At 64.6% G+C, this 12,604-nt stretch carries 6 protein-coding genes and 1 pseudogene; 4 read left to right on the forward strand and 3 right to left on the reverse strand.

All coding sequences use genetic code 11. The features are described from left to right. Positions 1-45: 45 nt before the first annotated feature. The 4 genes from ACWPN8_RS14455 to ACWPN8_RS14470 all read left to right on the forward strand — a co-directional run bounded on the left by ACWPN8_RS14455 (position 46) and on the right by ACWPN8_RS14470 (position 2,573). Positions 46-450, forward strand: coding sequence for a toxin-antitoxin system TumE family protein (locus tag ACWPN8_RS14455; RefSeq protein WP_492241216.1), 405 nt, complete (start codon positions 46-48; stop codon positions 448-450). After that, positions 434-805 (forward strand): HVO_A0114 family putative DNA-binding protein, encoded by a 372-nt coding sequence (locus tag ACWPN8_RS14460; protein WP_492241217.1) that lies wholly within the window; start codon positions 434-436, stop codon positions 803-805. Before ACWPN8_RS14455 ends, ACWPN8_RS14460 begins: the two co-directional genes overlap by 17 nt. Before the next feature lie 73 nt (positions 806-878). Next, positions 879-1,505 carry a hypothetical protein gene (locus ACWPN8_RS14465; protein ID WP_492241218.1) on the forward strand — a complete coding sequence of 209 codons (627 nt, stop codon included), beginning with the start codon at positions 879-881 and terminating at the stop codon, positions 1,503-1,505. Further along, entirely contained in the window at positions 1,506-2,573 is a 1,068-nt protein-coding gene (locus ACWPN8_RS14470) for a helix-turn-helix domain-containing protein (protein WP_492241219.1), read from the forward strand. A gap of 441 nt (positions 2,574-3,014) precedes the next feature. Here the strand turns inward: ACWPN8_RS14470 and ppdK are convergent, their stop codons facing one another. The 3 genes and pseudogenes from ppdK to ACWPN8_RS14485 form a co-directional block, all read right to left on the reverse strand. Continuing rightward, a complete protein-coding gene (gene ppdK, locus ACWPN8_RS14475) occupies positions 3,015-5,708 on the reverse strand; it encodes a pyruvate, phosphate dikinase (RefSeq protein ID WP_492241220.1) in 2,694 nt (897 codons plus the stop codon). Positions 5,709-6,071: 363 nt separating this feature from the next. Continuing rightward, positions 6,072-8,324: a putative bifunctional diguanylate cyclase/phosphodiesterase gene (locus tag ACWPN8_RS14480; RefSeq protein ID WP_492241221.1), complete on the reverse strand. Its 2,253-nt coding sequence runs from the start codon at positions 8,322-8,324 to the stop codon at positions 6,072-6,074. Between the two features lie 255 nt (positions 8,325-8,579). Continuing rightward, positions 8,580-12,333, reverse strand: a pseudogene (locus ACWPN8_RS14485) (vitamin B12-dependent ribonucleotide reductase). Positions 12,334-12,604: the final 271 nt, after the last annotated feature.

Raw genomic sequence — 12,604 nt, forward strand, 5'->3', positions numbered from 1 at the left:
GATATACAATGATGCCATATTGAAGCATATATCGGTGAGAGATATATGGTTGATGAAGCGGTTGAGCGCCTTCTCGGATATCACCGGCGGCGCTACTGGCTGGAGAATGGGTGGAGCCTGCGGTTTCGCCTCTGGCGAACGCCGGTCACCGCGGAGAAGCCCCACGGCATGCGCTATTCGCTGACCCTGCACGATGTGGACGGCACCCGCCTGATGGGCTTCGACAACGCGCATGGAGTCGGCCGGGAAACCCGCTTCGACCATGAGCACCGTTATGGCCGTGTGGCCGATCCGGTTCCCTACGCCTTCACCGGAGCGGACGCACTGCTGAGCGATTTCTTCGCGGCCACGGAGCGCGCCTGCCGGACGGCGGGCGTTGCGCTGACCATCGCGCTGGAGGACACCGAGGATGACGACGACGGAGGGATTGGCGATGCGGACCTTGCATGATGTGCGCGACGAGATGCTGGCGGTCGCCCAGGGTACCCGCCCGGTTCCCCCGGTACGGTCGGTGACGGATGGCGAGGCGGTCTCCGGCCTTCTCGGCGTGCTGACCCCAGCCAACCGGGCATTGATGCACCTGATCGCCACCGAACGCCCGGAGACGGTCTCCCGCCTGGCCCAACTCGCCGACCGCGCCCAGCCGAATGTCTCACGAGCTCTGCAAGACTTGGCGAAGCATAGTCTGGTGCGACTGGTCCGCGACGGCATGAGCATCCGGCCGGAACTGGTCGCGGCGGAGATCGACGTCGATCTGGTGCGGGGGACTTGCCGTGTGGTGCCAATGGCAGTGGCGGCGGAGTAGAGGGCGGCTTCGGTTGACAACGTCGATTTTTCAGACCACGATCGTGGTCTGAAAAATCGACGCGAGGTGTTCCGTGGCCTACATTCAGACGATAGTGCGTAGAGATCCTTGGGAAGTTGAGCCGCGTTTGCAGCATCTCGGACTCACCTCGTCCGGATTGAGACGCATCCGCGACGTTGCCCAACTGGCAAGAGCTAATAATTCCACAGAAGATCACGCAGCAAATGCTCCCGGCACTCATGCGTATCAGGATGGAGTTTGGTGCCTCAGAAATGAATTTGTTGGAAACGATTGGAAACGAGAACGCCCCGGCGGGGTTGAGGCAATTGTAAATATGAGTGTTGGGGTGAGGGTTGCGTTTGCAAACGTTGATCGTTGCTGCGACATAAATCACTCTCCTCAACCAATTTCCGGAAAAGGATCCGGAACGGAAAGGTTGTGCCAAGGCAATCTTTTTGGCGATTTGCCAACATATACAAAGCAACAGAGCAATAACGGGATACCCTTATTTTACTGCATGGTTGATCCTGATGGTCGTATTGAGCTTTCTCGCCCGACCGTTGAAAATCGCACCTTTGGTCCGTGCGTAGAGCGTAACTTCATCTCGAATGGCGAAGATGACGGTGAGAAGCTTGTAAAGCCGAGCGATGGCGGCGATGCTGTTGACATGGTTCCTTCGATCTCCAGAAAAGTAGTGTAGATGGTCTTTAATCCAAAACGGCTCAGCTTGGCACGCATGCGCCGCCGAATGACTGGGAAAGAGCTTGCAAGTACTGCCGGAATTTCGGCGGATACTTTGTCGCGTATTGAAAAGGGATACCGTCCGCCGGAAGATAATACGGTAAGCAAGCTCGCGGCGGCGCTTAGCTACCCGACTGAATTCTTCTATGGAGAGGATCCCATAGATCTCGACGAGGCGGGCGTCAGTTTTCGTAGCTTCTCAAAAATGAGTGCTGCGGAAAAGGCCGCGGCCACTTCGGCTGGGCAACTCGGTCTTCAGTTGACGGCGTGGACAGAGAAACGCTTTGATCTACCACGCCCAGACTTACCCGATCTTAGCTACCAAGCAGACCCAGAAAAAGCTGCCATTGAAATACGGCAGTATTGGCAAATTGGGGAACGCCCTATCGGGAACATGATCGGGCTCCTAGAAAGTAAAGGCGTTAGGGTTCTCTCGCTCAGCGAAGACACCGCGAACGTCAATGCTTTCTCATTTTGGAGAGATGGCAAGCCGTATATATTCCTCAACAACTTCAAGACTGCAGAGAGCAGCATATTTGACTGCGCTCATGAGCTTGGACATTTGCTAATTCATTGCAAAGGTGACTTGCGAGGAGAAAGGCTACTCGAACGCGAAGCGGACGCATTCGCGGCTGCTTTTCTCATGCCGCCTAATGATGTCAGCGCAAAAATGACCAGACCTATTACGAGCGCAAACATCATTGCTGGCAAAGGAAGGTGGAAGGTTTCCGCTTTCGCTCTTCTATACCGCCTCTGGAAGATGGGAATAGTTTCTACGGAGCATCAGTACAGGTCGCTGTGCATAGATCTGAGCAAGAGGGGATATAGATCTGGAGAACCCGTAGGTATAGAACGCGAATATTCCATGATATGGAGGCAGGTCTTCTCCTCCCTTTGGGCAGAGCGCGTTACTAAGGATGACGTAGCTAAGGAACTGCGCTTGCCCATTGATGAATTGGAAGGGCTTATAGCAAATATGACTGGCCCAAGACAAAGGCCAGCGGGGCGCATGCTGTCGCAAGCGTAACGTTGTGTTGCAAGCTCACTCAAGAACTGGATGTACCCAACGAACGGCCAGCCCCATCGCCGCAGCAGACCGCACGTCACGCACGCCTTTTCCAGGCTCCCCTTACCGCCGACCGCCATTCATGATAGGACTATAAGCCTCAGCTGCCCGAGGAGTGTCCTGCATGCATCGCGAACGGTGCCACGCCCCCTTGCGCCCGTCCTTCCGCGCACCTGCTCCGCCGGATGGAACAGTGAACAGCCCACGGAAAACCGTTCCAACCTGTTCCAAACGTTCCATCCGACCGCCGCCGCCCATGCCCGGCGGCCCCGCGTGGAACAGTGAACACTCCCCCGAAACCTGTTCCACGCTGTTCCACCCGCCCCACTCCGCCCCCAAAACGAAACGGCCCCCTTCCCTTGCGGGAAGAGGGCCGTCGTCGTTTCAGCTACCCGGTTCGGCTCAGTCGCGCTTGACCGTGTCGCTGTTCAGCGCCGCCTGCGCCGCCGCCAGACGGGCGATCGGCACGCGGTAGGGCGAGCAGGAGACATAGGTCAGACCGACCTTCTCGCAGAAGGAGATCGAGGCCGGGTCGCCGCCATGCTCGCCGCAGATGCCGAGCTTGATGTCCGGACGGACCTTGCGGCCGCGCTCGGTGGCGATCTCCACCAGTTCGCCGACGCCGGTGACGTCCAGCGACTGGAACGGGTCCTGCTCCAGGATGCCCTGGCGCTGGTACTCCGGCAGGAAGCTGCCGGCGTCGTCGCGCGACAGGCCCAGCGTGGTCTGGGTCAGGTCGTTGGTGCCGTAGCTGAAGAACTCGGCCGATTCGGCGATCTCGCCGGCCTTCAGGGCCGCGCGCGGGATCTCGATCATCGTGCCGGTCAGATACTCCACCGCGACACCGGTCTCGGCCTTCACTTGCTCGGCGGCGCGGTCGATCACCGCCTTGAGGATGTCGAACTCCTTCTTCGTGATGATCAGCGGGATCATCACTTCGGGAATGACGGCCTCGCCGGTGGTCTTGGCGACCTCGGCGGCGGCGGCGAAGATGGCGCGGGCCTGCATCTCGTAGATCTCGGGGTACGAGATGCCCAGACGGCAGCCGCGATGGCCCAGCATCGGGTTCGCTTCATGCAGCTGGATGGTGCGGTGGCGCACCCGCAGCGGATCGGTGCCGGTGGCCTCGGCGACCTCCGCCATGTCCTCTTCGGTGTTCGGCAGGAACTCGTGCAGCGGCGGGTCGAGCAGGCGGATCGTCACCGGCAGGCCGGTCATGATCGTGAACAGATCGACGAAGTCCTTCTTCTGGAAGGGCTCCAGCTTGGCGAGCGCCTTGCGGCGGCCGGCCTCGTCCTCCGCCAGGATCATCTCGCGGACGGCCAGGATGCGCTCCGGGTCGAAGAACATGTGCTCGGTGCGCGACAGGCCGATGCCCTCGGCGCCGAACTTCCGCGCGGTGCGGGCGTCCAGCGGGGTCTCGGCGTTGGCGCGGATCTTCATCCGGCGGATCTTGTCGGCCCAGCCCATCAGGGTGGCGAAGTCGCCCGACAGCTCCGGCTGGATCGTCGGAACCTCGCCCAGCATCACCTCGCCGGTGGAGCCGTCGATGGTCAGGATGTCGCCTTCCTTGACGGCGACGCCGCGGACCGACATCTGCTTGGTCTTGTAGTCGATGCGCAGGTCGCCGGCGCCCGACACGCAGGCACGGCCCATGCCGCGGGCCACCACCGCCGCGTGGCTGGTCATGCCGCCGCGGCTGGTCAGGATGCCGCGGGCGGCATGCATGCCGTGGATGTCCTCGGGCGAGGTCTCGATGCGGCAGAGGATCACCGACTCGCCCTTGCCGGCCATCTGCTCAGCCTCGTCGGCGGTGAAGACCACCTTGCCCGAGGCGGCACCGGGGGAGGCCGGCAGGCCCTTGGCGATGATCTTGCGGTCGGCCTTGGGGTCCAGCGTCGGGTGCAGCAGCTGGTCGAGCGAGGCCGGATCGATGCGGCGGACCGCCTCGTTCTGGTCGATGACGCCCTCGTTCGCCAGATCGACGGCGATCTTCAGCGCCGCCGGGGCGGTGCGCTTGCCGTTGCGGGTCTGCAGCATGAACAGCTTGTTCTGCTGGACCGTGAACTCGATGTCCTGCATGTCGCGGTAGTGCTTCTCCAGCTTGAGGCGGACCTCGTTCAGCTGGTTGAACACCTCCGGCATCACCTCCTCCATGGCGGGGAGGTCGGACTTGTTGGCGATCTTGCCGGCGACGGTCAGGTGCTGCGGCGTGCGGATGCCGGCGACGACGTCCTCGCCCTGGGCATTGACCAGATACTCGCCGTAGAAGGCGTTCTCGCCGGTCGACGGGTTGCGGGTGAAGGCCACGCCGGTGGCGCAGTCGTTGCCCATGTTGCCGAAGACCATGCACTGCACGTTGACCGCGGTGCCCCAGTCGGCCGGAATGTCGTGCAGCTTGCGGTAGGTGATGGCGCGGGCGTTCATCCAGGAGCCGAAGACGGCGCCGATGGCGCCCCATAGCTGCTCCTGCACGTCCTGCGGGAAGGGACGGCCCAGCTCGCGCTCGACCGCCTTCTTGTAGTCCTCGATCACCGCCTGCCAATCCTCGGCCGACAGGTCGGTGTCGAGGTTGTAGGACTTGTCGCGCTTGTGGTTGTCGAGGATGTCCTCGAAATGGTGATGCTCAACGTCGAGCACGACGTTGGAGTACATCTGGATGAAGCGGCGGTAGCTGTCGTAGGCGAAGCGGCCGTCGCCCGACCGCTTGGCGAGGCCGGCGGCGGTCGCGTCGTTCAGGCCCAGGTTCAGGACGGTGTCCATCATGCCCGGCATCGACGCGCGGGCGCCGGAACGGACCGACACCAGCAGCGGGTTGGCCTGATCGCCGAACTTGGCGTCCATCGCCTGTTCCAGCCGCGCGATGGCGGCGTTCACCTGCGTCGTCAGCTCCGGCGGATAGGAGCGTCCGTTGGCGTAGAAATAGGTGCACAGCTCGGTGGTGATCGTGAAGCCCGGCGGAACGGGCAGGCCAAGATTGGCCATCTCGGCCAGATTGGCGCCCTTGCCGCCCAGCAGGTTCTTCATATCGGCCCGTCCTTCGGTGGCACCGGCCCCGAAGCTGTAGACCCACTTGGATTCACCCTGGCTCGCCATCGCGGATTTCCTCTCGCCCCATGGTCGTCCGGCATGTGGGTGCTCCCCTTGTCTCCAACGACCGTTCCACCCTGCGGAAATCCGCCGGGCGAAACCCCGTGGTCAGTTTGCTTGACCGCACATGCCGCTGAGTGGACCTTCTATCGCCCCAAACGTTGGGACACAAGACAGTCGCGTGGTCTAGAACAGGATGACCTGCGCTTCACCGGCAAAGGAGCGTTGCGGCTATATCGTATTGCCCAGATCCTCGCCTGCATCGCCATTACTCCGGCGGATCCGCATAATACCGATTCGAATGGTGAATTGCGCCCGAAGTACCCCGTAAATCCAAAGAAAAACGGGACCATTTCCCATGCAAATGTTTCAGATGCTGAAGCAAGCGTCGGCCGGACATTCGACCCAGTGCTTGCCCTCCCCCGCCAGCCAGCTCACGAGCGCCGCCGACGGCATCGGCCGGGCGAACAGATAACCCTGGCCGATGGCGCAGCCTTCCGCCTCCAGCATGCGGTGCTGGGCTTCGCGCTCCACCCCCTCCGCGACGACGGTCAGGCCCAGCGCCTCGCCGATCTGGACGATGGCGCGGACCAGGGGGCGGTTGGCGGCGTCGATGTCCAGTTCCTTGACGAAGCTGCGGTCGATCTTGAGTTCGCCGACCGGAAAACGCTTCAGATAGCTCAAGGACGAATAGCCGGTGCCGAAATCGTCAATGGACAGGGTGACGCCCAGCGCGTGCAGGGCGTCCAGCGCGTCATGGACGCCGATCTCCTCCGTCATCATCAGCCGTTCGGTGATCTCCAGCGTCAGATCGTTGGCCGGGATGCCGTTGGTGGCCAGCGCGGCGCGGACCTGATCCGGCAGGTCGCCGCGGGCGAAGCGGACGGCGGAGACGTTCACCGCCAGCCCTGGCACCGGCACCCCCGCCGCGCGCCAGCGGCCGAGCTGCGCCACCGATGTCTGCAACACCCAGCTGTCCAGCCGGTCGATCAGCCCGCACTCCTCGGCCAGCGGCACGAACTCCGCCGGCGACACCGCTCCCCAGCGCGGGTGGGTCCAGCGGATCAGCGCCTCCACCCGGTGCAGGCAGTTCGGCTTCAACCGCAACTGGGGCTGGTAATACAGTTCGAACGGTGCCTCGTCCTCCGGACAGCCCGCCTCCTGGCGATCCAGCGCCTCGCGCAGAGCCGCCTCCATCTCCAGCCGGCGGACCGCCTGCTCGTTCATGTCGCGGCGGAAGAAGTGGCAGCGGTTGCGGCCCGCCTGCTTGGCCCGGTACATCGCCGCGTCGGCCTGGCGCAGCAGCGTGTCGAAATCCATGCCGTCGTCGGGATGCACGGCGATGCCGATGCTGGCGGTCGGGGTCAGCGTCAGATCGGCCACCGTCACCGGCACCGCCAGGGCGGCAAGCACCCGCTCGGCCAGCAGCGAGGCATGTGCCGCGTCACAGCCCGGCAGCAACGCCACGAACTCGTCGCCGCCCAGCCGGGCCAGCGTGTCGCCCTCGATGAACAAGTGCTTCAGCCGGGTCGCCACCTCCACCAGCAGCCGGTCGCCGACCGCATGCCCCAGCGAGTCGTTGATGGTTTTGAAGCGGTCGATGTCCAGGAACATCAGCGTCACCGGCTGCCGGGTGCGCCCGGCAAGCGCCAGCGCCGCGGTGGCGCGGTCGGCCAGAAGCTGGCGGTTGGGCAGCCCGGTCAGCGTGTCGAAGTAGGCCAGCCGGTTGATCTCCGCCCGCGCCCGGTCATGTTCGATGGCGAGCGCGCACAGATGAACGCAGGCTTCCACCAGCCGGCGGTGAAAAGCGGCAACGGGGCGCGGATGGTGGTAATAGAGCGCGAAGCTGCCCAGCATGCGGGCGTCCCGCCCCTTGATCGGGTTGGACCAGCAGGCGGCCAGCCCATGGGCCAGCGCAATGTCGCGACGCTTGGCCCAGCGCGGATCGTCGGCGATATCGACGGACATCACCGCCTCACCCGCGCTCATCGCGCTGCCGCAGCAGCCGACGTCCGGCTCGATCGGAAGCCCGTCGATGTTGGCAGTGTAGCCGGCGGGCAGCGACGGGGCTGCGGCCACACGCATGCGGTTCTCGTCGTCGCGCAGCATCACCGAGCAGGCGACGTCCGGCGCGCAGGCCTCCACCTGCCGACAGAGGAAATCCAGGACCTGCTTCAGCGACCGGCCGGTCGCCACCAGTTCCAGGACATTCTGCTGCAGGCGGGCCACCGCCTCCGCCCGCTCGCGCTCGTCGAAGCTGCGCATCTCGCACAGAAGCAGCTCATCGTCCCCATCGGTCAGATGCTGCCAGAACAGATCGACCGGGACCGGGTCATGGCGGAGGATCCGCAAGGCGCCGGCACCGGGCGGCGGATGATCCCCCCGCGCACCGTCCCACACCGCTTGCCAGTCACGTCCGCCGAGATCGAGCAGGCTGGGCAGCGAGCGTCCGACCAGCGTCTCCAGGTGGAGGCCGGTCAGCCGGGCAAAGCCGGGGTTGGCACCGACGATGGCGCCGTCGACCGATGTCCAGACCAGGGCAGCGTTCCATTGCGCGGCGGTTGCCCGCAACAGGCGATCGGACGGCAGACGGTCGTCCAGCGCGGTCGCGGCCGAGTCCATGACCCCTGATCCCTCCGGACATGCTTCGGAAACGCCGCGTCGGCGCCCCGGGAGAGTCAGCTAACATGAACACACGCGGCACGGTCAAGGCTCGTCGCGCTTCGGCCAACTTGTTGCAGCCACACAAGAACGGTTCTAATCCGCCATCGCTGAAACCGTTCGTGCACAACAAAAAGGGAGGAAGCGGTTTCCCACTCCCTCCCCATCGTCATTGGCCTTCGGATGGCGCCCCCGGGGGGAGCGCCGTCCTCGGGATCAGCTGCAGCCGGTGGTCGACCCGCAGCTGTCGCACTTCAGGCAGGTGCCGTTGCGGACCAGGGTCATGTTGCCGCACTCGCCGCAGGGATCGCCCTCATAGCCGCGGGCGCGGGCCTCGCGGATGCGGTCGAAGCGCTGGTCGCTGGTGCTGCCGCCATAGGCCGTGCCGGTGGCCGCGGTGGCCGCGACATGGCCCTGCACAGTGGCGGCGGCAACCGCCGGGCTGGCCGACATGGCCGCCTGGGCGGACGCCTGAGTGCCGGCCGAGGCGGTGACGCTGACCGCCGCCGTATCGGTGCCGGTGGCGGCGAAGGCCGCTGCGGCGCTGGCACGCTGGACCTGACCGCCCGTCTGGCCGCCATGCAGGACGCGCAGGTTGTTGCGGACATAGCCGGTGGAGGCGATGCGGCGGACGATGTCGGACGGCTGCACCTGGGTGTCCGGCAGGTCGCCCTGCTTGTCACCACTGCCGACCGTCGACGGCACCAGAATCCTCCGGCGTGGCGTGCGCCAGATCGGTGCGGTTCAGGTAGGAGATGGCGATCTCGCGGAAGATGTAGTCGATGATCGACGTCGCCATCTTGATGGTGTCGTTGCCGGTCACCATGCCCGACGGCTCGAAGCGCGTGAAGGTGAAGGCCTCCACGAACTCCTCGAGCGGAACGCCATACTGCAGGCCGATCGACACCGCGATGGCGAAGTTGTTCATCAGCGACCGGAAGGCGGCGCCTTCCTTGTGCATGTCGATGAAGATCTCGCCCAGGCGGCCATCCTCATACTCGCCGGTGCGCAGGTACACCTTGTGGCCGCCGACATTGGCCTTCTGGGTGTAGCCCTTGCGGCGGTGGGGCAGACGCTCGCGCGAGCTGCTCTTCCGCTCGACCACCCGCTCGATCACCTTCTCGACGATGCGCTCGGTGACCATCTGGGCGCGGACGGCGGCAGGCGCCTCGATCATCGCATCGACCGCCTCGCCATCTTCCTCGTCGTCAAGCAGGGCGGCCTGCAGCGGCTGGCTCAGCTTGGAGCCGTCGCGGTAGAGCGCATTCGCCTTCAGGCCCAGGCGCCAGGACATCAGGTAGGCGTCCTTGCACTCGTCGACCGTCGCCGTGTTCGGCATGTTGATGGTCTTGGAGATGGCGCCGGAGATGAAGGGCTGCGCCGCCGCCATCATCGTGATGTGCGATTCCCAGGACAGGAAGCGCTTGCCGATGCGGCCGCAGGGGTTGGCGCAGTCGAACACCGACAGATGCTCGTCCTTCAGGAAGGGCGCGCCCTCCAGCGTCATGGCGCCACAGCAGAACGTGTTGGCCGCCTCGATCTGGGCCTTGGTGAAGCCGATGTGGCTCAGCAGGTCGAAGCCCGGGGCGTCCAGCGTCTCGGCCGGGATGCCCAGCGTCTGGGTGCAGAAGTCGGCGCCAATGGTCCAGCGGTTGAAGACGAACTTGATGTCGAAGGCGGTGGCGAGGTTGCCCTCGAGCCGTTCCAGCAGCTCGGCGGTGAAACCCTTGGCCTTCAGCGACTCGTGGTTCACGCCGGGGGCGTTCTTCAGCGTGCCGTGGCCGACGGCATAGAGCGCGATCTCTTCGATCTGGTCCGGGGTGTAGCCGAGCGTCTTCAGCGCCTCCGGCACCAGACGGTTGACGATCTTGAAGTAGCCGCCGCCGGCCAGCTTCTTGAACTTCACCAGGGCGAAGTCGGGCTCGATGCCGGTGGTGTCGCAGTCCATCACCAGACCGATGGTGCCGGTCGGGGCGACCACGGTGGCCTGGGCGTTGCGGTAGCCGTGGGCCTCGCCCAGTTCCAGCGCCTCGTCCCACACGCGGACGGCGGCGAGCGCCAGTTCCTGGTCCGGGCAGAGGTCGGCGACGAAGGGCACCGGCTCGACCGCAAGGCCCTCATAGCCGTTCATCTCGCCGTTGGCGGCGCGGCGATGGTTGCGGATGACCCGCAGCATGTGGTCGCGGTTGGCCTCGAAGCCCGGGAAGGTGCCCAGCTCCTGCGCCATCTCGGCCGAGGTGGCATAGGCGACGCCGGTCATGACGGCGGAGATGCCGGCGCAGTAGGCGCGGCCCTCGTCCGAGTCGTAGGACAGGCCGGATGCCATCAGCAGGCCGCCGAGGTTGGCGAAGCCGAGGCCCAGCGTGCGGAACTCGTAGGAGAGCTGGGCGATTTCCTTCGACGGGAACTGCGCCATCAGCACGGAGATTTCCAGCACGATGGTCCACAGCCGGCAGGCATGCTCGAACGCCTCGACGTCGAAGGAGCCGTCCTTCAGACGGAACGACATCAGGTTCAGCGACGCCAGATTGCAGGCGGTGTCGTCGAGGAACATGTATTCCGAGCACGGGTTCGAGGCGTTGATGCGCCCCGAGGCCGGGCAGGTGTGCCACTCGTTGATGGTGCTGTCGAACTGCACGCCCGGATCGGCGCAGGCCCAGGCGGCGTAGCCGACCTTGTCCCACAGGTCGCGGGCACGGACGGTCTTCACCACCTTGCCGTTGGTGCGGCCGATCAGGTTCCAGTCGGCATCGTCCAGCACCGCCTGCACGAACTCGTTGGAGATGCGCACGGAGTTGTTGGAGTTCTGGCCGGAGACCGTCAGGTAGGCTTCCGAATCCCAGTCGGTGTTGTAGGTCTTGAACTCGATCGAGGTGAAGCCCTGGCCGGCGAACTGGATCACGCGCTGGATGTAGTTCTCAGACACCTGATCCTTGCGGGCGGCGAGGATCGCCTTCTTGAGCTCCTTGTTTTCCTTCGGGTCCAGGCCCGACTGGGCGGCGGCCATCACCGACGTCAGGTGCTTCTGGCAGATCTTGGAGCCGGTCACGAGTGCTGCGACCTTCTGCTCCTCGTTCACCTTCCAGTCGATGTAGCCTTCGATGTCCGGGTGATCCATGTCCACCGTGACCATCTTGGCCGCACGGCGGGTGGTGCCGCCCGACTTGATGGCGCCGGCCGCGCGGTCGCCGATCTTCAGGAAGCTCATCAGGCCCGACGACTTGCCGCCGCCGGCCAGCTTCTCGCCCTCGCCGCGCAGACGGGAGAAGTTGGAGCCGGTGCCCGAGCCGTATTTGAACAGGCGGGCTTCACGCACCCACAGGTCCATGATGCCGCCTTCATTCACCAGATCGTCGGCGACGGACTGGATGAAGCAGGCATGCGGCTGCGGATGCTCGTAGGCCGAGGCGGACGAGGTCAGCAGGCCGGTCTTGAAATCGACATAGAAGTGGCCCTGGCTCGGGCCGTCGATGCCATAGGCCCAGTGCAGGCCGGTGTTGAACCACTGCGGGCTGTTCGGGGCCGCCATCTGGGCGGCCAGCATGAAGCGCATCTCGTCGAAGAAGGTGTGCGCGTCGGCCTCGGTGTCGAAATAGCCGCCTTTCCAGCCCCAATAGGTCCAGGTGCCGGCCAGACGGTCGAAGACTTGGCGGGCCGAATGCTCACCGACGAAACGCTTTTCCTTCGGCAGGGCGGCCAGCTTCTCCTGGTCCGCCTCCTTGCGCCACAGCCAGGACGGGACGGTGTTCTCCTCCACGGCGCGGAGCGCTGCGGGGACGCCGGCCTTGCGGAAATACTTCTGGGCCAGGATGTCGCTGGCGACCTGAGAGAAGTTGTCCGGCACCTCGATGCCGGTCTGCTGGAAGACGATCGTCCCATCCGGGTTGCGGATCTCGCTGGTCGCCTGGCGGAAACCGAGGCTGGCGTAGGCGTCCTGGCCTTCGTGCGTGAAACGACGCTCAATCCGCATGATGAGACTGTCCCTTGCTTGGAGCCCGCCGCGGCGCGCTCAAATGGAAATATGGTGCGACCCATCCCGTCGAAGCAGCCGGCGGTCTTCATCCGCCGTCCGGCCCGGCAACGCAGATGGCGCCGTGCAAACAGAGGGCTCGATGCCCGGCTGTCCGCCGTCGCCGCTGTGCTGCCGACCGGGGCCGCCGCTAGAGGCCGGCCGGGTCACGTGAGCGGCATCCTAGCCAGCGCAGCCGGGGCAAGCAAGCCCCACTCTGCTAGATATTGTG

Source organism: Azospirillum sp. UENF 112521 (genome assembly GCF_058780665.1).

Bases quoted from the DNA above. Each gene is read 5' to 3' on its own strand.
- ppdK (WP_492241220.1), bottom strand. From the start codon at position 5,708: ATGGCGAGCCAGGGTGAATCCAAGTGGGTCTACAGCTTCGGGGCCGGT.
- ACWPN8_RS14480 (WP_492241221.1), bottom strand. From the start codon at position 8,324: ATGGACTCGGCCGCGACCGCGCTGGACGACCGTCTGCCGTCCGATCGC.
- ACWPN8_RS14470 (WP_492241219.1), top strand. From the start codon at position 1,506: ATGGTCTTTAATCCAAAACGGCTCAGCTTGGCACGCATGCGCCGCCGA.
- ACWPN8_RS14455 (WP_492241216.1), top strand. From the start codon at position 46: ATGGTTGATGAAGCGGTTGAGCGCCTTCTCGGATATCACCGGCGGCGC.
- ACWPN8_RS14460 (WP_492241217.1), top strand. From the start codon at position 434: ATGCGGACCTTGCATGATGTGCGCGACGAGATGCTGGCGGTCGCCCAG.